This window comes from Kerstersia similis (assembly GCF_965139615.1).
Taxonomy (GTDB): Bacteria; Pseudomonadota; Gammaproteobacteria; order Burkholderiales; family Burkholderiaceae_B; genus Kerstersia; species Kerstersia similis.
The window spans coordinates 32,795-56,195 of sequence record NZ_CBCSIQ010000019.1 but is presented as its reverse complement, the minus strand read 5'-3'; the positions used below and the strand labels follow the sequence as shown (position 1 = coordinate 56,195).

19 protein-coding genes are annotated in these 23,401 nt (G+C 64.0%); 7 read left to right on the top strand and 12 right to left on the bottom strand.

Annotated elements, in window-relative coordinates:
• Positions 1-135: 135 nt before the first annotated feature.
• Positions 136-696 carry a DUF924 family protein gene (locus ACNA1V_RS12375; protein ID WP_415833913.1) on the top strand — a complete coding sequence of 187 codons (561 nt, stop codon included), beginning with the start codon at positions 136-138 and terminating at the stop codon, positions 694-696.
• A gap of 224 nt (positions 697-920) precedes the next feature.
• Positions 921-3,677, top strand: coding sequence for a DUF3141 domain-containing protein (locus ACNA1V_RS12370; protein WP_415833912.1), 2,757 nt, complete (start codon positions 921-923; stop codon positions 3,675-3,677).
• Positions 3,678-3,810: 133 nt separating this feature from the next.
• Here the strand turns inward: ACNA1V_RS12370 and ACNA1V_RS12365 are convergent, their stop codons facing one another.
• Positions 3,811-4,470 (bottom strand): GntR family transcriptional regulator, encoded by a 660-nt coding sequence (locus tag ACNA1V_RS12365; protein WP_415833911.1) that lies wholly within the window; start codon positions 4,468-4,470, stop codon positions 3,811-3,813.
• 315 nt (positions 4,471-4,785) lie between these two features.
• Here ACNA1V_RS12365 and ACNA1V_RS12360 point away from each other — a divergent pair, with 315 nt between their 5' ends.
• Together ACNA1V_RS12360 and ACNA1V_RS12355 are read left to right on the top strand one after the other, a co-directional pair.
• Positions 4,786-5,271: a cupin domain-containing protein gene (locus ACNA1V_RS12360; protein ID WP_415833910.1), complete on the top strand. Its 486-nt coding sequence runs from the start codon at positions 4,786-4,788 to the stop codon at positions 5,269-5,271.
• 57 nt (positions 5,272-5,328) lie between these two features.
• Positions 5,329-6,672 carry an MFS transporter gene (locus tag ACNA1V_RS12355; RefSeq protein ID WP_415833909.1) on the top strand — a complete coding sequence of 448 codons (1,344 nt, stop codon included), beginning with the start codon at positions 5,329-5,331 and terminating at the stop codon, positions 6,670-6,672.
• 77 nt (positions 6,673-6,749) lie between these two features.
• On the opposite strand, the gene ACNA1V_RS12350 is transcribed toward ACNA1V_RS12355, so the two are convergent.
• The 3 genes from ACNA1V_RS12350 to tkt form a co-directional block, all read right to left on the bottom strand.
• Positions 6,750-7,964, bottom strand: coding sequence for a phosphoglycerate kinase (locus ACNA1V_RS12350; RefSeq protein ID WP_415833908.1), 1,215 nt, complete (start codon positions 7,962-7,964; stop codon positions 6,750-6,752).
• A gap of 126 nt (positions 7,965-8,090) precedes the next feature.
• Entirely contained in the window at positions 8,091-9,101 is a 1,011-nt protein-coding gene (gene gap / locus ACNA1V_RS12345) for a type I glyceraldehyde-3-phosphate dehydrogenase (protein ID WP_415833907.1), read from the bottom strand.
• Positions 9,102-9,119: 18 nt separating this feature from the next.
• The gene (gene tkt / locus ACNA1V_RS12340) at positions 9,120-11,165 is read right to left on the bottom strand and encodes a transketolase (protein ID WP_415833906.1); all 2,046 of its coding nucleotides are present in this window, start codon (positions 11,163-11,165) and stop codon (positions 9,120-9,122) included.
• A gap of 270 nt (positions 11,166-11,435) precedes the next feature.
• On the opposite strand from tkt, the gene ACNA1V_RS12335 reads away from it, so the two are divergent.
• Entirely contained in the window at positions 11,436-12,179 is a 744-nt protein-coding gene (locus ACNA1V_RS12335) for a 16S rRNA (uracil(1498)-N(3))-methyltransferase (RefSeq protein ID WP_415833905.1), read from the top strand.
• 190 nt (positions 12,180-12,369) lie between these two features.
• Positions 12,370-13,110, top strand: a complete 741-nt coding sequence (gene loiP / locus ACNA1V_RS12330) for a metalloprotease LoiP (protein WP_462937407.1) — start codon at positions 12,370-12,372, stop codon at positions 13,108-13,110.
• A gap of 188 nt (positions 13,111-13,298) precedes the next feature.
• Here loiP and ACNA1V_RS12325 read toward each other — a convergent pair whose 3' ends face one another.
• The 3 genes from ACNA1V_RS12325 to ACNA1V_RS12315 form a co-directional block, all read right to left on the bottom strand.
• A complete protein-coding gene (locus ACNA1V_RS12325) occupies positions 13,299-14,048 on the bottom strand; it encodes a hypothetical protein (RefSeq protein WP_415833904.1) in 750 nt (249 codons plus the stop codon).
• A gap of 165 nt (positions 14,049-14,213) precedes the next feature.
• Positions 14,214-15,416: an MFS transporter gene (locus ACNA1V_RS12320; protein WP_415833939.1), complete on the bottom strand. Its 1,203-nt coding sequence runs from the start codon at positions 15,414-15,416 to the stop codon at positions 14,214-14,216.
• Positions 15,416-16,606 carry a serine hydrolase domain-containing protein gene (locus ACNA1V_RS12315; RefSeq protein WP_415833903.1) on the bottom strand — a complete coding sequence of 397 codons (1,191 nt, stop codon included), beginning with the start codon at positions 16,604-16,606 and terminating at the stop codon, positions 15,416-15,418. The genes ACNA1V_RS12320 and ACNA1V_RS12315 overlap by 1 nt, the downstream gene beginning before the upstream one ends.
• 118 nt (positions 16,607-16,724) lie before the next feature.
• On the opposite strand from ACNA1V_RS12315, the gene ACNA1V_RS12310 reads away from it, so the two are divergent.
• Positions 16,725-17,657 (top strand): LysR family transcriptional regulator, encoded by a 933-nt coding sequence (locus tag ACNA1V_RS12310; protein ID WP_415833902.1) that lies wholly within the window; start codon positions 16,725-16,727, stop codon positions 17,655-17,657.
• Between the two features lie 34 nt (positions 17,658-17,691).
• On the opposite strand, the gene ACNA1V_RS12305 is transcribed toward ACNA1V_RS12310, so the two are convergent.
• From ACNA1V_RS12305 to ACNA1V_RS12285, 5 genes are all read right to left on the bottom strand, one after another.
• Positions 17,692-18,522: a sugar phosphate isomerase/epimerase family protein gene (locus ACNA1V_RS12305; RefSeq protein WP_415833901.1), complete on the bottom strand. Its 831-nt coding sequence runs from the start codon at positions 18,520-18,522 to the stop codon at positions 17,692-17,694.
• Between the two features lie 145 nt (positions 18,523-18,667).
• Positions 18,668-19,285 carry an NIPSNAP family protein gene (locus tag ACNA1V_RS12300; RefSeq protein ID WP_415833900.1) on the bottom strand — a complete coding sequence of 206 codons (618 nt, stop codon included), beginning with the start codon at positions 19,283-19,285 and terminating at the stop codon, positions 18,668-18,670.
• A gap of 86 nt (positions 19,286-19,371) precedes the next feature.
• The gene (locus ACNA1V_RS12295) at positions 19,372-21,096 is read right to left on the bottom strand and encodes an FAD-dependent oxidoreductase (protein ID WP_415833899.1); all 1,725 of its coding nucleotides are present in this window, start codon (positions 21,094-21,096) and stop codon (positions 19,372-19,374) included.
• Positions 21,097-21,102: 6 nt separating this feature from the next.
• Complete coding sequence (locus ACNA1V_RS12290; protein ID WP_415833898.1) at positions 21,103-22,137, bottom strand: Gfo/Idh/MocA family protein; 1,035 nt, start codon at positions 22,135-22,137, stop codon at positions 21,103-21,105.
• 194 nt (positions 22,138-22,331) lie between these two features.
• The gene (locus tag ACNA1V_RS12285) at positions 22,332-23,147 is read right to left on the bottom strand and encodes a shikimate dehydrogenase family protein (protein ID WP_415833897.1); all 816 of its coding nucleotides are present in this window, start codon (positions 23,145-23,147) and stop codon (positions 22,332-22,334) included.
• Positions 23,148-23,401 lie beyond the last annotated feature (254 nt).

Sequence of the window (23,401 nt, the reverse complement as noted above, 5' to 3'; positions counted from 1 at the left end):
GCTATGCCGTGATCACCCTCCTGCGTAGCGGCCCTTGGACAAACCCTGTCAAGGTTCCGCTCCTGCCCCCTGCGGCGGCATCACAATCCGCTATGATGCTAAAGCAAGCGATGCCACTCTCCTGGGGGAGCCTCCATGTTCAACAACGATACGCAGACCAGCGCTACACCTGATCAGGTCATCACCTTCTGGCGCGAAGCCGGGCCTGCCCTATGGTTCGCCAAGAATGCCGACTTCGATCTGCGCTTTCGCCAGGCCTTCATCACCGATCACTTGGCTGCAGCACGGCGTGAACGCGATGCCTGGATGGATACGGCGGAAGGCGCCCTGGCCCTGATCCTGCTGCTGGATCAGTTCCCGCGCAATGCCTTCCGTGGCACGGCCCATATGTTCGCCACCGACCCGCTGGCGCTGTTCTACACGGAACAGGCCCTGGCCTTCGGCCATGATCTGGCCATCGAACCGCCGCTGCGCCCTTTCATGTACCTGCCGCTGGAACATGCGGAAGACCTGGAAGCGCAAATCCGTTGCGTGGCGCTCTGTCGGCCGCTAGGCGGAGAAACCCTGCGCTACGCGGAAATCCATCACGAGATCATCAGCCGCTTCGGCCGCTTCCCCCACCGCAATGATGTGCTGGGGCGCGTCACGACCACAGAAGAAGATGCCTTTCTGCGCGCCGGCGGTTTCAGTGGCTAGCAAGAGGCTGCACCAACGAAAGACATTGTTCCAACGAGCGACTGCCTGGCGCTGCAAACCGAAGCACTCCCGGCCATCCGAAACCTGGCGTAGCGGGTTTACCCAGCCGTTTCAATGTTAATGTTGCATTGCAATATTTTCTGCGATGTAATCGCAGGAGAGGTACGCATGTCCCGCTGCGCCGTAAGCTGACCGGCGCCGTCCTGATCAATACGGAGTACGCCATGCCCACCAGCCAACAAGCCAGCGTCAACACGCAGGCGCCTTCCAACGCGGCCCCTCAGGCCCCGGGCGCCCCCCTGACCTCCCTGTTCTCCCTGACGCCCTGGTCTGCCGCCATGGCCTATGCCGTCGATGCCTGGCAGCGCAGCGTGCTGTATGCCGATGTCATGCGCCAGCGTGGCAACCAGTACCAGGAGCACCTGGCGCAACAAGAACCCAATGTGCTCAGCATGCAGTCGGAAATCATCGCTCGCGGCAATACCTTGCCGCGCCCGGTGAACTACATGCTGTCACGCATCATCCCGCCCGAAGGCGTGATCATCGACCCGCGCAAGCGTCCCTTCGTCGTCGTCGATCCCCGCGCCGGCCATGGCCCCGGCATCGGCGGCTTCAAGCCGGAAAGCGAGCTGGGCGTTGCTATCCGGGCAGGCCACCCCTGCTACTTCGTCGGCTTCCTGCCCGACCCGGAGCCCGGCCAGACCGTCGAAGACGTCATGCGCGCCGAGGCTTCCTTCCTGGAAACCGTCATTGCGCTGCACCCGGAAGCCGAAGGCAAGCCGGTCGTCATCGGCAATTGCCAGGCCGGCTGGCAGGTCATGATGACCGCAGCCATGCGCCCCGAACTGTTCGGCCCCATCATTCTGGCTGGCGCGCCGCTGTCCTATTGGGCGGGCTGGCGCGGCATGAACCCGATGCGCTATCTGGGCGGCCTGCTGGGCGGCTCCTGGATGACCGCCTTGACCAGCGACATGGGCCACGGCAAGTTCGACGGTGCCTGGCTGGTGCGCAACTTTGAGTTCCTCAATCCGGCCAATACGCTGTGGGACAAGCAATACCACCTGTACGCCAATGTTGACACCGAAACCGAGCGCTACCTCGGATTTGAAAAATGGTGGGGCGGCCACGTCTATCTGAATGGCGATGAAATCCAGTACATCGTCGATAACCTGTTCATTGGCAACCGGCTGTCCACTGCGGAGCTCGTCACCACCGACGGTATCCGCCTGGACCTGCGCAATATCCAATCGCCCATCATCGTCTTCTGCTCGCGCGGCGATAACATCACGCCCCCGCCGCAGGCACTGGGCTGGCTCACCGATGTTTACCAGAACGACGAGGAAATCCGTGCCCACGGCCAGACCATCGTCTATGCCGTGCATGAAAGCATCGGCCACCTGGGCATCTTCGTGTCGGGCAGCGTGGCACGCAAGGAACACCAGGAATTCACCAGCAATATCGACCTGATCGACGTGCTGCCCACGGGCATCTACGAAGCCATCATCCGCGACAAGAAAAGCGATACGCCCAACGCCGACCTGACCGATGGCCCGTATATCGCCAGCTTTGAACGCCGCAAGCTGGATCAGGTACGCAAGATCATCGAACCTATCCAGGAAGATGACCGCCGCTTCGCCACCGTCGCGCGCCTGTCGGAAGTCAACCTGGGCCTGTACCGGCGCTTCCTGCAACCCTGGGTGCAACTCTGGGCCACCCCCACCGTCGCGGAAACCCTGCGCGTGCTGCATCCGCTGCGCCTGCAATACGAAGCGTTCAGTGACACCAATCCGCTGGCGGAAAGTACGGCGAAGCTTGCCGAGAAAGTACGTGAAGAACGCGTGCCGGTGGCCGCCGACAATATTTTCCGGGTCTGGCAGGAAATCCTGTCGCGCAGCATTTCGTCCGGCCTGGATATCTGGCGCGTCACGCGCGACGACATCGTCGAGCAGCTGTTCATGACGATCTATGGTTCGCCGCTGGCCCAGACCCTGGCCGGGCTGGGCGCGCACCCCGAAACGCCCGCGCGCAAGCACCCTGGCGTTTCGCCGGAACACCGCGACTTCGTCAAGAACACGCTGGCCAGCCTGCGAGCCCAGGTCAGCCGTGGCGGCCTGCGCGAAGCCTGCATCCGCATGCTGGTGTATGTCGGCCATGGCGAAGGCGCCATCGACGAGCGCAACTTCAACCTGATCCGCCGTCTGCGTGTCGATCACGACAAGAGCATGACGCTGGAGCGCTTCAAGGAAATGGTGCGGGAACAGGCGCTGATGATGATGCTCGATATGCAGGGCGCCATCCAAAGCATGCCCATCCTGCTGTCGCAAGCCTCGGAAACCAGCATCCGGCAAGCGCTGGAGCAGATGATCCGGGTCGTGACGGCCGCAGGCGACAAACTGGGCGATACCAGCCAGGCACGGCTGGAAGAAATGCGCGCCATTTTCGAATCGGCCGCCGACCGCGCGGCACGTTTTCCCATTCTGGGCGCAAACCCCCAGGCTACCGGTGCCGGCTCGCAGAGCCGTGTCGCGCAAGCCACGGAAACGCAACCCATCCCCGGCCTGGAACCCGCCCCCTGGGCGACCGCCAAGGGCAGTGGCAAACCGGTGCCGCAGCCCGACCCCAAGCCTGAGCTGGGTGCCGTGCTGCATGATGCCGCGCCCAGCGTGACGGCGGCAGACGCCGCGGCAGACGCCACCCCGGCGCCGGCCGCACCGGCCACCGCTGCCAGTAGCGCAAGCGCCACCAGCGCCGCCGCCCCGCGCAAGGCCGCTGCCAAGCGTGCGGCCGAAACCGCCGCGCCAGCCGCTGCCGATCCGGTGGCGACAGCCGCCGCGCCTGCCGCCGCCGTGGCGGCTGCCCCTGTCGCCCCGGCTGCCCCGGCTGCGCCCGCAACGACGACCGCACCCGCCACCAAGGCTGCACCGGCCAAACGGACGCCCCGCACCGCGACCGCCCAACGGCGCGGCCCGCGCGGCAAGTAAGCAAATGGCAGCCATCAGGCTGCCGGCTTCCGGCCGGAATATGGCCTAAGGCCTTCTCACAGCGCCGCTTCGATATGAAGCGGCGCTGTTTTTTCATGGGCCCGGCGGATGCTCTGCGCCCTCCAAGCTGCGCCTAAGCCGCGCGCCGCGACATCCAATCCAGCACCAGATCCATCGTTCTGGAAACATGCTCGACTGCCGCGTCCCTGGCCGCGCCAGGGTTGCGTGCACGCAGCGCCGCAATAATGTCTTCGTGCTGCTGGATGTTCTCTTCCATCAAGCGCGACGGCATCTTCGAAGCCAGATTCAGGGTGCTGGTGACGATACCGCTTTGCAGTTCCTTGATCAGCTCATGCAGGCGCTCATTGTGGCTGGCGACCGTGATCACATCATGGAAGCTGCGGTTATGACGCAGCCATTCCGATCCCGCTTCGCCACGCACCCGCGAGCGCAGCGCATCGGCATAGTCGCGCTGATGCTGCGCCAATCGCGCCAAATCCTCGTCTTCGATCCAATCGACGGCCAGTTTTGCCGCCAGCCCCTCCAATTCCGCGCGGATCTGGAAGGCTTCACGAATCGCTTGCGGCGACGGTACCGCCACAAAGGCGCGGCCGCTGGCCGTCAGTGAAATGGCGCGGCGGGCCTCCAGAAAACGCAAGGCTTCGCGGATGGGTGTACGGCTGATCTTGAACTCATCGGCCAGTTCGTACTGGCTCAAGGGATCTCCAGGCAGATACTGCCCGGTTTGAATCCGCCGGAAAATTTCATCGGCGATCTCTGCCGAAGATCTCATGTCTTCCTCCAAACAGGCAGCGCCCGACGCACGACCACAGTCCCTGCGTGGCGCATCTCTGCATTCATTCCTCAAGCCCGCCATCTTACAGGATCCCATAAACAAGTATCGGGACACTGAAAATCCTGCCCCCGCTGCTGCCAGAACATCTCCCTCGCGTCCGTCCTCAAGCTCATATCGCCCCGGCAAGGCCTTCGGAGCGCTTAGGGGTTTTCTCTGATGATGTGCTGCCGCCCTTCCAAATGGGATACTATTTCTACAAATGGGATCCCGTTTAAATAAAAAAGGATCCCGCATTTCAAAAGGAGAGCAAGCATGTTCGGAACCGATGCAGTCACTGGCAAACCCATTCTTCACAAAGACGGTCGCGGCGGCCCGCTGACCGAAGATCATCAATGCATGCAGGCCATGCATGAGGACGATATCGAATGGAAAAACCTGCGCTATGAGGGGCAGCATTCCAAGATGATGTTCCACCCCACGGCCGACGATCCCAGCATCCCCAACGCCGGCATCGTGATGTACGAAAAGGGATCGACCCACCCTTTGCATAACCACTACTTTGCGCAGGTCTGGTACGTGCTGGAAGGCAAGTTCCTGATCGAAGGCAAGGTCTATGGCAAGGGTTCCATGATGTTCCATCCCGATCCGCACTTCGAATATGCGCTGGAAACGCTGGAAGACGGCAAGATTCTCTATGTCCAGTATGTCGGCCCCCATACGAAACAGGGGGCCATCTACGAGGGCCGCTTCAATATGGACAAGCGCAGGAACCTGGAAGACGAAACGACGGCAATCTGAATGCCGCATGGTTCGAGCCGGCCGCCCCGCAGCCGGCTCGCACGCCAAGGAGACAATATGCAATCCACCAAACAAGCCGCTGCAATGGCCCGGCCACAGAAACGCCAACATGTCGTTGCCGGCCTGTCCAGCATGATAGGCACCACTATCGAGTGGTACGACTTTTTCATTTACGGCATCGCCGCCGCACTGGTATTCAACAAGATATTCTTTCCTGCCATCGACCCTGTCACGGGGACGCTGGCCGCTTTCGGCACCTATGCCGTCGGATTCATCGCCCGGCCGCTGGGCGGCATTGTGTTCGGTCACTTCGGCGACCGGGTCGGCCGCAAATCCATGCTCATGATCAGCCTGATGCTCATGGGCGTTCCCACCGTGCTCATCGGCCTGACGCCCAGCTACGAAATCATTGGCTACTGGGGCGCATTGATCCTGGTCTTGCTGCGGTTCTGCCAAGGCCTGGCGGTGGGCGGAGAATGGGGTGGCGCTGTCCTGATGGCCGTCGAACATGCGCCCAGCAAGAAGAAAGGATTCTTTGGCAGCCTGCCCCAGGTTGGTGTCGCGCCCGGCCTGATCCTTTCCTCACTGGCCATGGGTGCCGTGGCGCAGCTGCCTGAAGATCAGATGCTGAGCTGGGGCTGGAGAATTCCCTTTCTTGCCAGCTTCCTGCTGCTGGGGGTGGGCTGGTTCATACGGGCAAAAGTCGCGGAATCTCCGGAATTCGCCGCCGTGCGTGAGCAGCACCGTGCAGCGCCCAAGCCCATGCCTTTACGCATCGTCCTCGCTCAGCACAAATTGCCCACCATGGTCGCCATGCTGGCCTGTATCGCGGAAAAGACCTGGTTCTACACCATCGCGACTTTTTCACTGACCTATGCCGTCAGCGCGCTCGATCTGCCCAGGCAAGTCATTCTCGATGCCGTACTGTGGGGAGCAGTCGCCACGCTGTTCACCATTCCCCTGTTCGGCATCCTCGGGGACTACCTCAACAAACAGGCCATCTTCATTGCCGGCGCAGCTGGAATCGCCTTGTTCAGCGGGCCATTTTTCTCAATGCTGGGCGAAAGGACGGACGGGCATATCAACCTGGCGATGATCATCGGCTTCGGTCTGGTGTACGCCGCCATGTATGCGCAGGAAGCCAGCCTGTTTTCCAGCATGTTCCCGCCTGAAATCCGGTACACGGGCATTTCGCTGGCCGTGCAGATCGGCGGCGCCATCGGTGGCGGCACTGCGCCGCTGGTGGCCACCTATCTGCTGAAGAGCGGCAATGGCGACCCCAGGCTGATCGTGATCTATATGGCGTCGCTGGGCATCATCGCCATGGTGTGCGGGCTGTTCATGAAGCCCTATGCGGAGCCCGCCCCCGCCCCGCAGGCAGCCAGCCCGTCGGCAGGCTGACAACATGGTACTGCGTGGCGGCCTGCCGCGGCGCCGGGATGAGCCGGGCCGCAGGCAGGCCGCCACGTATTGCCAGATCAGGCGCTGGCGCGTTGCTGCAGGATATCCACGGCCGGCAATACCTTGCCTTCCAGGAACTCCAGGAAAGCGCCGCCGCCGGTGGAGATGTAGCTGACATCGTCGGCAATGCCGAACTTCGCAATAGCAGCCAGCGTATCGCCGCCACCAGCAATGGAGAAAGCCGGCGAGGCCGCAATGGCGCGGGCGATGACTTCCGTTCCCTTGGCAAAGGCATCGAATTCGAACACGCCGACCGGGCCGTTCCAGACGATGGTGCCAGCCTGCTTCAGGATGCCGGCCAGTTGCTCGGCGGATTGCGGCCCGATATCCAGGATCAGGTCGTCTGCGGCGACATCATCAACGGATTTCACCGTGGCTGCGGCATCGGCGCCAAAGCTCTTGGCGCACACCACATCCACGGGGATAGGCACTGCGGCACCGCGCTGCTGCATGCGTTCGATGACAGACTTGGCCTGGCCAATCTGCTCGGGTTCCGCCAGCGACTTGCCGATGGGCTTGCCCATGGCCAGCAGGAAGGTGTTGGCGATACCGCCCCCCACCACCAGCTGATCTACCTTGTCAGCCAGGGCTTCCAGGATGGACAGCTTGGTCGAAACCTTGGAACCAGCCACGATGGCCACCAGCGGACGCGCAGGCGCCTGCAGGGCACGGCCCAGGGCTTCCAGTTCGGCGGCCAGCAACGGGCCGGCAGCGGCCACGGGCGCGTAGCGGGCAATGCCGTGGGTGGTGGCTTCGGCGCGGTGCGCGGTGCCGAAGGCATCATTGACGTACACATCGCACAGCGCAGCCATCTTGCGCGACAAGGTCTCGTCGTTTTTCTTCTCGCCTGGGTTCACCCGGCAGTTTTCCAGCAGCACAACGCGGCCGGGCAGCACTTCGACGCCATCCACCCAGTCACGCACCAGCGGCACTTCCACGCCCAACAGTTGCGACAGGCGGCGCGCCACCGGCGCCAGGCTGTCTTCCGGATTCAGTTCGCCTTCCTTGGGACGGCCCAGATGCGACGTCACCATGACAGCGGCGCCGGCATCCAGCGCCAGGCGGATACCGGGCACGGACGCGCGCACGCGGGTGTCTTCGCTGATGTTGCCTTCGTCATCGAAAGGCACGTTCAGGTCGGCACGGATGAACACGCGCTTACCGGCCAGTTGGCCGCTGGCCGCCAGCTTTTCCAGCGTGAGCACGGCGGGCGTGGAGGGAGTCTTGGACATGGATGGCTCCGGATGCAATGGGAAGACATGAAAAAGCCCGCTGCCCCCGCACCCCGCCTGGGGGTTGCGCAAGACAGCGGGCGTAGCGGCGCGCAGGCTCAGGCCGACAAGCGCCCGTGGTTTGCTTTAGGCTGCGTTCATCAGCGCAACGGTGGTGTCCAGCATGCGGTTGCTGAAGCCCCACTCGTTGTCGTACCAGGACGACACCTTCACCAGACGGCCGTTGACCTTGGTCAGCGTGGCGTCGAAGGTGCTGGAAGCCGGGTTGTGGTTGAAGTCGATGGAAACCAGCGGCTCGGTGTTGTAGCCCAGGATGCCCTTGAGCGCGCCTTCCGAAGCTTCCTTCAGGATGGCGTTGACTTCTTCGACCGTGGTGTCGCGCTCGGCGATGAAGGACAGGTCAACCAGCGACACGTTGATGGTCGGCACGCGGATGGCGTAGCCGTCCAGGCGGCCGTTCAGCTCGGGCAGCACCAGGCCGACAGCGGCGGCAGCGCCAGTCTTGGTCGGGATCATGCTTTGCGTGGCGGAACGAGCGCGGCGCAGGTCTTCGTGGTAAACGTCGGTCAGCACCTGGTCGTTGGTGTAGGCGTGCACGGTCGTCATCAGGCCGGTCACCAGACCCAGCTTGGCATGCAGCGGCTGAACCATGGGCGCCAGGCAGTTGGTGGTGCAGGAAGCGTTGGAGATCACCGTGTCGGTGGACTTCAGCACTTGATGGTTGACGCCGTACACGACGGTTGCGTCCACATCCTTGCCGCCAGGCGCAGAGATGATCACCTTCTTGGCGCCGCCCTTCAGGTGGGCGCTGGCCTTTTCCTTGCTGGTGAAGAAGCCGGTGCATTCCAGCACCACGTCCACGCCCAGCTCGCCCCACGGCAGTTCAGCCGGGTTGCGGTTGGCCAGTACACGGATGCGATCACCGTTGACCACCATGCTGTCGCCATCGACCGACACGGTGCCGGGGAAGCGGCCGTGGGCGGTGTCATACTGCGTCAGGTGGGCATTGGTCTTGGGATCACCCAGATCGTTGATGGCCACGATTTCGATATCGTGTTTCTTGCCACCTTCGTAGTGAGCACGCAGAATGTTGCGGCCGATACGGCCGTAGCCATTGATAGCGACGCGAATGGTCATGACAGTAATCTCCTTGATTTACAGAATGCGTTGAACAGCAGCTGCCACATTCTCGGCAGTCAGGCCGAAATGCTTGAAAAGGACACCAGCCGGCGCCGACTCACCATAGGTGTCGATGCCGACGACCGCACCACGGCGGCCGACATATTTGTACCAGAGCGCCGTGCTGCCGGCTTCCACTGCCACGGCGGGCAGGTCGGCAGGCAGGACGGCATCGCGCCAGGCCTGATCCTGGGCATCGAAGACCTCGGTGCAGGGCATGGACACCACGCGCACCGGAATACCGGCTTCGGCCAGCTGCTTCTGCGCTTCCAGCGCCAGCGCCACTTCCGAACCGGTAGCGATGATCGCGGCACGCGCGCCTTCGGCCTCACGCAGCACATAACCGCCACGCGCCACGGCCGCGAGGGTTTCGGCGTCGCGTTCGATGAAGGGCAGGTTCTGGCGTGACAGCAGCAGTGCGCTGGGGCCGCCGGCATGGACATCCATGCCGATGCTGGCGGGACGCGTGACCGCAGCATTCCAGGCCACCACGGTTTCCACCGTGTCGGCCGGACGCCAGACATGCAGGTTGGGAATCAGGCGCAGGCTGGAGGCATGCTCGATGGACTGGTGGGTCGGGCCGTCTTCGCCCAGGCCGATGGAGTCGTGCGTGAAGACATGCACCACGCGCTGCTTCATCAGCGCCGCCATGCGGATCGCATTGCGGGAATAATCGGAGAAGGTCAGGAAGGTGCCGCCAAACGGCAGGTAGCCACCGTGCAGCGCCACGCCATTCATGATGGCGGCCATACCGAACTCGCGCACGCCGTAATTGATGTGACGGCCGCCCTGCACGCCATGCTCGCCCGCACGGACGGCGACAGCGCCCTTCCAGTCGGTGAAATTGGAACCGGTCAGGTCAGCCGACCCCCCCAGCATTTCGGGCAGCAGTTCGACCAGCGCCGTGATGGCCTGTTGCGAGGCCTTGCGCGTGGCAACCGTCTGGGCTTCCGATACGGTACGTTGCAGCAGTTCCTGCAGACGCTGTTCGATGCCTTCGGGCAGCTTGCCGGCCAGGCGGCGCTGCAATTCGGCCGCTTCGGCGGGGAATGCGGCGGCGTAAGCGTCGAACTCCGACTGCCACTGCGCCTGCTGGCTGGCGCCACGGGCACGAGCATCCCAACCGGCATAGACTTCCGCCGGAATTTCAAACGGCGCATGCTCCCAGCCGATGACTGCGCGGGTAGCGGCAATTTCATCGGCGCCCAGCGGGGCGCCGTGGACTTTCTCGGAACCGGCCAGCTTGGGCGAACCCTTGCCGATGATGGTACGGCAGGCAATCAGCGTGGGGCCCTTGCCCTCTGCGGCATTGCGACGAGCCTGCGCCAGCGCGGCATCCACGGCATCGACATCATGGCCGTCAACGGCACGGATGACATTCCAGCCATAGCTCTCGAAACGCTGGGCGGTGTCGTCGGCGAACCAGTACTCGACGTTGCCGTCGATGGAAATGCCGTTGTCGTCATACAGCGCGATCAGCTTGGACAGGCGCAGGGTGCCGGCCAGCGAGCAGACCTCGTGGGAAATCCCTTCCATCAAACAGCCATCGCCCAGGAACACGTAGGTGTTGTGGTCGATGATGGCATGGCCGGGACGGTTGAACTCGGCAGCCAGCAGCGCTTCGGCAAGCGCCAGGCCCACGGCGTTGCCCAGCCCCTGGCCCAGCGGGCCGGTGGTGGTTTCCACGCCCGGCGTAATGCCCACTTCCGGGTGACCCGGCGTGCGCGAATGCAGTTGGCGGAAGTTGCGCAGCTCTTCGATGGGCAGGTCATAGCCCGTCAGGTGCAGCAAAGCGTAGATCAGCATGGAGCCGTGGCCGTTCGACAGCACGAAGCGGTCGCGGCCGGCCCATGCGGGATCGGCCGGATTATGGCGCAGGTGGCGCAGCCACAGGGCTTGCGCAATTTCCGCCATGCCCATGGGGGCACCCGGGTGGCCGGAATTGGCCTGTTGCACGGCATCCATGGCCAACGCGCGCACGGCGGCCGAAAGGACGGACGGGGAAGCTGAAGACTCGGTCATCGACTCACTCTCATGCGGCACGACACCCCTGAAGGCGCGTGGCCAGAAGCCTAAGGAATAACCGTTGATTTTAGCATCGCCCATAGGCTGCTGCCCGCGATTGCGGCCAAGAAACCCGCCAAGTCGCTTTCCATTGCCCGCCAAGGCCCGCTGTCAGCGCGGATCCCGGCCTGCCGGAATTACCAAACCGGTACCCGGCCAGGCGCCGGCGCGGTACGCCTGGCGGCCAAATAACGCTAAGATGGCGCAGCCATTCATTTCGCTGCCGCCATGTCCGCCCCACGTTTTTTCTGCTCCGTCGAAATTCCGCCCCAGAGCCGTTTCCTGTTGCCCGACGCCCCGGCGCACCACGCCCTGCGCGTGCTGCGCCTGCGCCATGGCAGCCCTATCGTGCTGTTCGACGGCACTGGCGGCGAATATCCGGCAACGCTGGAGATCGAGGGCAAACAAGCTTATGCACTGACCGGTGCGCAACTGCCCCGCGAAGCCGAGCTGCCGGGCCGCCTGGTGCTGGTCCAAGGCTTGCCTGCGGGCGACAAAATGGACTGGGTCATCGAAAAAGCCGTCGAGACCGGCATCAGCGCCATCATGCCGGTCGCCGCCCAGCGCAGTGTGCTGCGGCTGGACGGCGACCGCCTGGAAAAACGCCTGGGGCGCTGGCGCGGCATCGTGCAATCGGCCAGCGAACAATGCGGCCGCAATCGCCTGATGGACATCGCCCGGCCACTCTCGCTGGCCCAGGCACTGGCCGCGCTGCCGCCAGGACCGGCGCTGTTTTGCCATCCGGACGCCGAGACGCCCCTGGCCACCCGCCTGCAACAGTCCGGCCTGCGCACCGGAGAATCCCTGACCCTGCTGGTGGGGCCGGAAGGCGGGTGGTCGGACGCCGAGCTGGCGCTGGCCCGCAAGCATGGCGCGCACCCGGTCAGCCTGGGCGCGCGTGTCATGCGCACGGAAACCGCCGGTATCGTCCTGGCTGCCGCCTGCAGCGCACTGCTGGGCTGGCTGGACTGAGCCACCCGACTGCGCTGCGCCTGCAGCATGGCAGCAGGCATGGCGCGATTTTCACAACTCTTCACATTCGGCACCGTTCTGCAACAGGCCGAGGCGCCCCCCTGCTGGTTACACTTGCCGCCGATCCATTCGACAGCTGCCGCCCTGCCTTTTCCGCACCGCGCAGCGCTTACCGCCAGGAGACCTCACTGTGAAATTCCGCTATCCCGCCGCCCTGATCCTTGCCACCGTCCTGACGGGTTGCGCCAATATGGATCCCAATGCCCTGATGTCTGCCGGGTCCAGCGCCTTCACTGCCGTCAGCCTGAGCGACAACGACATCATCGAACTGTCCGATGCCTCCTGCAAGCAAAGTGACGCGCAATCACAGATCGCCCCCGCCTCCAGCCCTTACACCAAGCGCCTGAATCGCGTCATGCAAGGTTTCGGGCCGATGACGCTGAATGGCCAAAGCGTGAACTACAAGGTCTATATGACCAATGATGTGAACGCCTGGGCCATGGGCAACGGTTGCATCCGCGTCTATAAAGGCCTGATGGACATGATGACCGACGACGAGCTGCGTGGCGTGATCGGCCACGAAATGGGCCACGTTGCCCTGGGCCACAGCAAGAAAGCCATGCGCACTGCCTATGCGGTCAATGCCGCCCGCACCGCTGCCGCCGGTTCCGGCAACAGCACGGTCTCCGCGCTGAGCCAATCGGAATTGGGCAACCTGACGGAAGCGCTGATCAATGCGCAGTTCTCCCAAAGCCAGGAATTCGAGGCCGACGACTACTCCTTCGAGTTGCTGGGCCAGAAGGGCATGAACCGCCTGGGCCTGGCCACGGCCTTTGAAAAGCTGGCGGAACTCGACGGCGGCCAAAGCAGCATCATGAGCTCGCACCCGTCCTCCCCCGAACGTGCCCGCCGCGTGCGCGACCGCCTGTAAGCAACACGCCATACAGGGCAAGGCCATCGCGGCGCCCGGTATGACCTCCACGCTGGGCGCAAGCAGGGGCGCCATGAGAAACGGCCTCGCATGACCATGCATGAGGCCGTTTTTTTACGCATGGAGAGGCGTTGACACGCCCTGCCGTCTGCGCAGTTCTTTGTATGTTTTTGTTTCCAGAAAGCGGTTCAGCGCCGTCCTGAAAATGCCGTATCCAGGCGGCGCAGCTGCTCGCGGTGCATCTCGCGCTGTGCCCGGGACCAGCGCGAGATTACTGTCTTCAGTTCGGCATGCAGGGCATCCGCCGTGGCCCAATCGCCCTGGCCTGCCGCCCAGACTGCATATTCCGAACGGCTTTCGAAACTGCCGTGGCGCGCCACCGTCTCCTGGAACTGCGTTCGTGCCTGCGCCACATCGCCTTGCACGGCATAGGCCCGCGCCAGCAGCAGGCTGACGGCATCGGCGCGGAACGATGCGTTCGCCTTGCGGATCGCCAGCAAATGCCGGATGCAGGTTTCCGCCTGCTGCGCAGCGAAGGCTGCCTGCGCCGCCAGCCAGCTGATTTCAAGGTCTCCCGAGAACACGCCGTTCAGGCATGCTTCGTACAGCTCCAGTGCTCGTTGCGGCTGGCCGGCTTCCAGCAAGGCCGTTGCCAGCCGGATCTGGTTTTGCGCCGTCGGCGTGTAATCGTAGGCCTGCTGCGCCGCACGCAATTCACGGCCAGGGTCCAGCGTTTTGACCGCCACTGCCGCGACCTTGCCGGCATGATGCGTCAGGCGTGACTCAGGCAAATAAATGGCCAGGAAATATATGACGCTGCCCAGCAGCGGGAAGGACAGCAAAATGAAAATCCAGAATATCTGCTGGCGCGTACGGACTGCATGCACGGCGAAGAAGATCGCAATCAGCAGATGCAGGCCCAGACCGATGTAAGGCATGACAATTCCTATGGCACGACGGAGGAAAGCGGTTTGGGCAAGGATTTTAAAGCAGGGTTCCCGATCGGCCCGGGCAGGACCGGGCCGCATTGCGTAACAAAAACCCTAGCGGTCCCTGCCGTTCCTCCGTGCCTGGCGCCGGCCGGCGACCAGGACAAGCGCGTTTCAGGAACAGCCCGCCCGGCCCCAGGCCACCGCGACCGGAAACCCGTGGCAACGCGCGCGCCAGACCGCAAACAGTGTCGCGGCCAGCAAAGCCAGCAAGACCGGTGAGAACGCCGCCACACCCAGCTGGCTGAGCAGCATGCCGCCCACGATGCCGCCGCCAGCCGTCGCCATGTTCCAGGCCGTCACCAACATGGCTTGCGCCACATCGGCAGCCGGGCCCGCTGCCCTTGCCAGCGCCGTCTGGAACAGCGTCGCCACCCCGCCAAAGGCAAACCCCCAGACCGCTACGGCGGTGTAAACAGCGGCCGGCCCGCCCCACGACGGGCCAACGGCGCCGAGCACCAGCGCAGAGAATCCGAACAATACCGTGCTGATAATGGTCAGGCGGCGCAAATGCCGGTCGATCAGCACCCCGACGACCCAGATGCCGGGCAAGGAGGCCGTCCCGAACACCAGCAGCACCACATCGGTCTGCCCGGCCATCTCCACGGTCGCCAGGAAAGGCGCGATGTAGGTATAGAGAATGTTATGTGCCAGCACGAACGCCAGGGTCGCGCCAAGCACCGTCCGGACGCCAGGCATGGTGAATACCTGCGCCAGCGGCAGGCGCGCGCCTGCCGCCTGCCCCGGAAAATCCGGCAGCCGGCTGCGCACCCAGCCCATCAGTACCAGCGCCGCCACGCTCATGATCCCGAAACTCATCCGCCATCCGAACTGCTGGCCCAGGAACGTGCCCGCCGGAATGCCTATGGAAAGCGCCACGGGCGTGCCCACCATGGCAATGGCAATGGCCCGGCCCTTCATGTGGTCAGGTACCATGCGCGCGGCGTAGCCTGCCACCAGCGCCCAGAGCAACCCTGCCGCCACACCGGCCAGAAAGCGCGCCGCCATGGTCAGGCCGTAGCTGGTCGAGAATGCCGTTATCGTGTTGGCAACAAAAAAGCCTGCCATGGCCGCCAGCAACAAAGGCCGGCGCCGCATGCCCTGGGTCATGGCCATCAATGGCATGGCGGCCAGCAGGGAACCGATGGCGTAAATCGTGACGGTCTGCCCGACCCAGGCTTCGGAAACCGCCAGCCCCTGCGCCATCTGCGGCAACAGGCCGGCGGGCAGCGCTTCGGTCAGTACGGTAATGAACGCCCCCATGGCCAGAGCAAGCAAGGCGGCAATGGGCATGCGCTCTGCAGTAGGCGGCGCCATCATTCCTGCTCCAGCCCGCGATACACCGCATCGCGCACATCCGTCACAAAACGCCCGGACATCCCTTCATACAAGGTATTGGTGAAGGCCACCACGCTCAAGCCGCGCGCCCGATCCACAAACCATGAATGACCATAGGCGCCGCCCCAGCGCCAGGTTCCCGCTGATTCCGGCGATGCCGCCTGCACCGGGTCGCGCAACACCGAAAACCCCAGGCCGAAACCTGTTCCTGGCGCATCGGGCAAGGCCAGGCCTGGTATCTGATCCCGCCCCATTTCTTCGACCAGAAAGTCAGGCAGCACACCCGCACCGGCTTGCCGCAGGCTTTCCAGCAGACGCAGAAAATCAACGGCGCTGCCCGCCATCCCGCCCCCGCCGGATGGAAACGCCAGGGGATCAAGAATACGCGCCGGGCTGAACCGAATCCCTACCGCCCCTTCGAGATGCGCCGCAAACTCGCCTTCCGCCAGACGGTGCGGCTGCGGCTGGTCATTGACATAGGCCGTGGCGAGCCGCTCCGGCACGCTCACCAGAAAGCCGGTATCCGCCATGCCCAGCGGGCCGGTCACCAGGGCATGTACCGCGGCATCCAACCGTCCGCCCCACACGCGTTCGATCACGGCGCCCAGAACATCGGTGGCCAGGGAATAGCCCCAGGAGGTACCGGGTTCGTAATACAAGGGTACGGCAGCCAGCCGGCGCAGGTTCTCCGCCAGGCTGATGCCTGACGCGTCCATGCCGTCCGACACACCTGCCCGCGCGTACGGCCCTTGGGCATCGGTTTCGAAAAAGCGATAGCCCAAACCCGCCGTATGGCTCAGCAATTGCCTGGGCGTGAGGCGCGCAGGCCGGCCATCGGGCAGGCGTGGCTGGAACTCTGGCAGCCACTGCGCGATGTCCTCGTCCAGCGCCAGTTTGCCCTGGGCCGCCAGAACCAGCGCCGCGACAGAAACGATGGGCTTGCTGACCGATGCCAGGCGGAACACCGTATCGACCGCCATGGGCAGCCCGGCCTCGCGGTCGCGCCAGCCGCTGGCTTGCTGGTGAACCACTTCGCCGGCCTGTGCGACCAGCACGACGGCACCGACCAGCCTCTGCTCATCCAGGGCCTGCTGCACCACCGCCTGAACCTGGGTGGAAAGTTGCGTACTGGCAGCGCCGGCACGCAGGGGAAGTAAGGGGAAAGTCACGGGAAATCCTTTTCTATAGGAATAGCCCCGTCACGATAGAGAACCCCAGATTAAAGAAAAAGTAGGCTACATTTCCATGTTGACAGGACAGTTATGTCCGCAATCAACAGGATAAGCATTGGACAGCCTCAATGGATTCGTCGTGTTCGTACAAGTGGCGGAAACCCGCAGCTTCGTCGCTGCCGGACGCCAGCTGGGGGTATCGGCCTCGGCCATAGGCAAGAGCGTGGCGCGGCTGGAAGAAAAACTGGGCGTGCGCTTGTTTCATCGCAGCACGCGCAGCGTGACGCTGACCGCCGAGGGCATGCTGTTTCTGGAACGCAGCCGGCGCATCCTGGCGGAAATCGAAGCCGCCGAGCAAGAGCTGTCGCAAGCCGCCAGCGCCCCGCGTGGCCGCCTGCGGGTCAGCCTGCCATCGGCCAGCTCCCTGATCCTGCCGGTCATGGGCGAATTCATGCGGCAATATCCGGATATCGAACTGGATCTGGACTTCACCGACCGGCTGGTCAACGTGATCGAAGAAGGATTTGATGCGGTTGTCAGAACCGGCGCCCCTAGCGATTCACGGCTATCGGCGCGCAAGCTGGGGAATTTCAGTGCGCTGCTGGTGGCCTCGCCGGCATACCTGGCCCGTGCAGGCGAGCCCGAACGGCCTGAAGACCTGCTGCAGCACCGCTGTCTGCATTACCGCTATCCCAACAGCGGCAAACTGGAAAAATGGCCCCTGCAGCAAGCGCCGGGAGAGCCGGAACTGCAGTTGCCCAACTCGATGATCTGCAACAACCTGGAAACGCGGCTGTGCTTCGCTTTGCAAGGATTGGGCATTGCCTATCTGCCGGACTTCGCCGTCCATGACTGCCTGGCCGACGGCCGGCTACGGCCAGTGCTGGCCGAACATATGACCTGCACAGGCGTCTTTCATGTGCTCTGGCCGGCCAGCAAACACCCCTCTCCCAAGGTACGGGCATTTGTCGATTTTCTGTGCGCCCGCGTATTTCCGAAATCGGGCGCGACAGCCAAGACCTGCGGCTGGCGGGCGACGGCCCGCTAGCTGCCGCTAGCCTCCGCCCGTCAGCCAGCCCGCGTCAACAGCGGGCCGCTACCACGCGCTTGGCGGCGTCCAGCGTCATGGCGGCCCATTCGACCGGGCTCAGGTGCGCCCGCGACTGCGTGGGCAGCTCCACACTGACGGGCAGGCCTTCGGGCAGGCTGTTCCACAGCCCCTGCACATCAATGCCGCCTTCGCCCGGCAGCAGGCGCTCGATGCGGCCTGCATGGATGTAATCTTCCAGCGTCGGGTGCTCAATGGCTGGCGCGTCGCAGATCTGCGCGTATTGCATCCACTTGCGGGGCAGCGCGCGCACATCTTCAAGCGTGGTGGCGGAACGCCCGAAATGCAGCGCATCAATCAGGATGCCGCCATTTTCCGGCTCCCCGGCCTGCTGCACCATGCGGTAGGCGTCATTGAGGTTCTTCACGGCCGTCCAGGGCATGAACTCTATATTGGGACGCAGGCCATAAGGCAAGGCAGCCTCGCAGAAGCGTGCATAGTTATCGGCGCGGCGCTGTTCGTCCTCATCGTCCACACCGACCAGAATCGCTTTACCGCCCAATTTGGCGCCGGTTTCCAGGAACGCCTGATAGGCACCGGGCTGGAAACCGGCGTTGATACGCACGATTTCCAGGTCGAACACGCCGACGCCGGTATCTTCCATGCGCGCCAGCGTTTCGCGCAGCATGGCGGCATCTTCCATCAGGTTGTAGGCCGGGCCGCCGGGCGCGGCGGGCAACAGGCGCAGGCCGGCAAAGTCATAGCCGGCCTTGGCGGCCACGCTGATCACTGCGGGCGGCGTCTGGGCCAGTACCGTCAGGTGGGCCAGGGAATAAGGGGGAAGCACGGGCGTGTTATCAGTCATGAAATTATCTCCTCCAGAATACGCAGCGCCGCTGACTGCAAGGCGACGGCCGGCACGGAGCCCTCCGCGCCAGGCCTGCCGCCCGCAATGATCCGGCTGCAAAAAGGCGCTCTGCGGCGCCTTGTCCCGGCGTACCGGATACCGCTTATTTCAGCGGCGAAATGGCCATGGGCACAAAGACCTGCGAATACATGTCCGTCGTCAGCCAGTCCGGGCCGCCCTTGGGCGGCCAGATACCTTGCTTGACCGCGTCGGCGCGAGCCTGCGAACGCGCATTCAGATCGGCATACGGCCAGACCTGGGTGAAGCGCGGCTCGCCATCGAGCGCATACATGGCCGCCAGGCAGGGCGACACTTCGGCACGCGCAGGCAAGGCGCCCTCCCAGGCGGCCAGCGTATGCGGCAGGCCACCGGTCTTGAATTTGTAGGTGCGGATTTCATACACGCCGCCATAGGCGCCGGCTTCAGGCGCGGGCAGCCAAGGGAAGCCCTTGTAGCTTTCCCATTCAAGCTTGACCATAAGCTCAGCGGCACCGAAGGGATTGGCGCTTTCCAGTCCGCGCTGGCGCTCGGCCAGCAGCGCTTCTGCCGTCTCGAAACTGCGCAGGATGGCAATCTGGTTCAGCTCGCCGATATCCGAAAACCATACGCCATGCAGCGTGCCTTGCGCACCCTCTGCATTCACATAGGCCTGAATGCCTTCTGCCGCCTTGGCTGCCGTGCCGAAACGCACGGTGATCTTTGCCAGTTCATAGAACATCATTACTCTCCTTGTCACTGCCGGCCCGGTGACGGTACGCCACCCCGCCGGCCGTATTCATTCAATCCGCGCCAGGAAAAAGCGCAGCCTCACACTGCAGCAGGCGCTTTGCCTGCCATATGATGCCCGGCGATATAGCCGAACGTCATCGCCGGCCCCAGCGTAATGCCGCCACTGGGATAACGGCCGCCCATCACGCTGCTCATATCCGCGCCACAGGCATACAGGCCGGCAATCGGCTTGCCCGCCTGATCCAACACTTGCGCATGCTCGTTGGCACGCAAACCGGCGAACGTCCCCAGGCTGCCCGGCACGAGCCGAACCGCATAGAACGGCCCCTGCTCGATGGGCGCCATACAGGGGTTGGGCGCGCATCCAGCGTCGCCTTGCACCCGGTTGTAGGGGGTATCACCCCGGCCAAAGGCCGTATCCACACCTTGCCTGGCATCGTCGTTGTAGCGCGCGGCGGACGCTTCCAGCGCCCCGGCCTCGATGCCGCACTGCCGTGCCAGGTCGGCCAGCGTGCGGCCCTGCTTCAGGTAGCCGGAACGCAGTGCCCAGCGATAAGGCATGGGCGCGGGACGCACTGCGCCCAGCCCGTAGCGCCGCAGGAAGCGGTGATCGCAGACCAGCCACGCATGCGCCGGCTGACCCGGCTGGAAATGCTGGAACAACCCTTCCATGAAGTCATAGTAGGAATCGGCTTCGTTGACAAAACGCTGCCCGGCCTGCGTCACCGCCATGACACCGGGCTTGGCCCGCTCAATCAGGTGCGGATAACTCTTGGATTCGCGCGTTTCGCCCGGCACCAGCGATACCGGCGCCCAGCCTGCCGGGCGGTACAGCCCGGCATCGACATGCGCGCCAACGGACTCGCCCAGTCGCAGGCCGTCGCCGGTATTGGCCGGCGGCGCGGCCGACCAGTGTTCCCGACCGGTCGGCGCATGGGCGAACAAGGCCTGCTTGCGTTCAACATCATGCGGAAACCCGCCACAGGCCAGCACCACGCCCCGGCGCGCGCCGATTTCAGTTTCGCGGCCATCCGCCCCGCGTACCCGAACCCCGGTCACCCGGCCGTCATCAGCGCGCAAGAGGCCCACGACCGGGGTAGCCACGCGAATGTCCACCTTGCGGTCGAAGGCCGACTTGGCCAGCCCGGCCACCAGCGCATTGCCGTTGACCAGATGCATGCCACGGCCTTGTGTCGCACGTTCCCAGAAATGGCGCAGCACGCGGCGCGTGACATGGGCAAAGGAGCGCACTGAGCGCATGGCATTCATGAAATGGCCCAGGTCGGCACCGGACGCGATCCCCATGCGCCAGGGCGCGATCAGTTCCAGCGGCTCGCGCATATCGGCCAGCCTGGCCCCCAAGGCCCGGCCATCGAAAGGTGCTGCGCACACAGAACGCCCGCCAGTCACAGCACCATCCTGCTTGCCGTGGAAGTCCGGAATGGTATTGCCGGCAATGAACTGCAAGGCCGTTTTCTGTTCGAAGAACGACACCATGGCCGGCGCATGGTGCAGAAAGGCCTCGACTCGCGGTTCGTCGTAATACTCGCCCAGCTCATTGCGCAGGTAGCGGCGCGGCCCTTCGATGTCTTCGACAATGCCGGCGCGCACTGCCAGCGGATTACGCGGCACCCACATCCAGCCGCCGGACCAGGCCGTGGTACCGCCAAACTGGTGATGCTTTTCCAGTACCAGGACACGCAAGCCCAGCTCGGCCGCCGTCACTGCCGCCGACAGGCCGCCCGCCCCCGAGCCCACCACCACCACGTCAAATTCCTGCCGCGTCACAGCCGCTCCCGCCATCGTCATCTACTCCAGCTCCACCCGGTCGCCACTGCTGGCAGCCCGGCCAACCGCCAAGGTCACCTGCAAGGTGCGCAAGCCGTCTTCGCCGCTGCATACCGGTATTTCCTGGGCGTCGATCACCGCAGCAAAATGCCGCAACTGTTCGTCATAGGGATGCCCCAAATGGGGCGCAGTCCGCGTCATCGTCAAAGGCTCATGCCAGCCGGGCTGGCCACGGTACTCCCAGAGTTCCAGCAAAGGCAGCGTCAGCGATGCCTGCGTGCCAACCAGATAATGCGAATTCACGTTCTGGCGCGGGTAATGTTCCGCTTCGCCCGCCGCCATGTCCCAACACCAGGGCGATGCCGCCGCATCCGATACCATCAGGGTCGCCAGCGCACCACTGGCAAAGGTCAGCACCACCGCAGCCGTATCCTCAACCGCATGGCCACGCACCTGATTGGCGCTGACCGCCTGCACGCTGGACACCTCGCCTAGCAGGAAACGCAGCAGGTCAATATCGTGAATCATGTTGATGAGGATGGGGCCGCCACCCGGCTCCCGCCGCCAGGCAGCCTCGAAATAGCTATCGGGCTTCATGAAGGCAGCCAGGCCATTGGCCGCCACAATTCTGCCCAGCCTGCCGGAAGCCACGATGTCGCGCGCCTGGCGCAGAATCACGTTGTGGCGGCGCTGGTGGCCGACCAGCAGGGGCAGGCCCAGGCCTTGCGCAGCGTCGCACAGCTGACGCGCTTCTGCCACGCTATCGGCGATAGGCTTTTCCACCAGGACAGCGCTGCCGCGCTCCAGGCAGGAGATACCCAGGCTCACATGCGTATGATTCGGCGTCGCGACGATCACGCCGTCTGGCCGCTGAGAGGCATACATGGCGTCGATATCCGCGTACCACGCGGCATTCACCTTGCCGGCCAGCGCCCGCCCGGCCTCGCTCGGGTCCACGACCGCTGACAAGCGCCACTGCGCGCTGCGCAATGCCGCCTCGATATGAATACGGCCAATGGCGCCCGCGCCGATCACTGCCAGGTCTTTCTTTGCCATGCTTTCTCCTTGCCTGCGCCGCCTGCTCAGCCGCCGTGCAACAACCACGGCAAGACCACAACGGCACCAACCCCAAGGCGCAAACGCCCCCTGCGTGCGCCGCATTGCTGTGGCGCCCGTTCCGCCGAACCGCTGTCCGGCCTGCTTGTTCTGTCGATTTGCATCCGGGCGCCCCCTGGCGCCCGACACCAGGCTCAGCGCAGACGCGCCGCCAGGAAATCCACCATCAGCTTGAGTTCCGAATTGAACATGTCGGCACCCACGCTGGTCTTGCAACCCCGCTCACGGGCCGCCTGAATCCAGGGCGACACCGCTGGCGAGGTGATGGGGCAGGCGGCGAAAGCCGATGAATCCAGCCGGTTCACCTGGATCGGCATGGGATCGCCGGCATTCATGCCCATGGGCGTCGCGTTGACCACGACACCGAAACCACTGGGGTCGTCCGACCCGACGCCAACCTTGTCGCCATAACGTGCCTGCAGGCGCGCGATCAGATCATCGCGGCGGCGTGTATCGGCATCATGAATGGCCAGGTAGCAGGCCCCCTGCACCAACAGCTCCAGCGCGATCGCCGTGCCGGCGCCACCTGCCCCCACCAGCAGGCAGCGCTGGCCTGCCGGGTTGCCGCCATGCGCGCGGATACCGCCGATCATGCCTTCGCCGTCGAACATATCGCCATCCCACGAATCATCATCGTTGCGGCGCAGGGTATTCACGGCCCCCAGGAAATCAGCGCGCTCGGTGACGGTGCTGCAATAGCCGCGCATGGAGAATTTGTGGGGAATGGTCACGATGATGCCATCCAGATTTCGCACGATGGCGGCGGCGCGCATGTACTCGCCCAACTGCTCAGGCTTGACGTGCACCGGCACCACGATGGCGTCGTGGCCTTGCGCCTGCAGCATGCGGGTCACGCCTGCCGGCGATTTGACCTGCGCAATGGGATCACCAATGATTGCAATGACCCGCGTCGCGCCGCTCAAGGAAAAATTCTGGCTGTTCTGGCTCATGGAAATTCTGCGTCTAGGTTATGGGCGGCGCCGGCGGCCGCCAGGCAAAGCACATGAGCGCGGCTTGTCTCCCGCCCGCACCCATGCCTGATCGTCGGAGACCGGGTTGCAGCCGCTGGCCCCGGCCGACATTGCCGGGCCTGGCAGCGGGCAATGGCCAGCCATCCTTCGCTGGAATTATATTCAACAAAAATATTTTTTGGAATCGAATTCCACAAATTACATGTCGATGGCGGAAGTTGCTGATCTGGTGC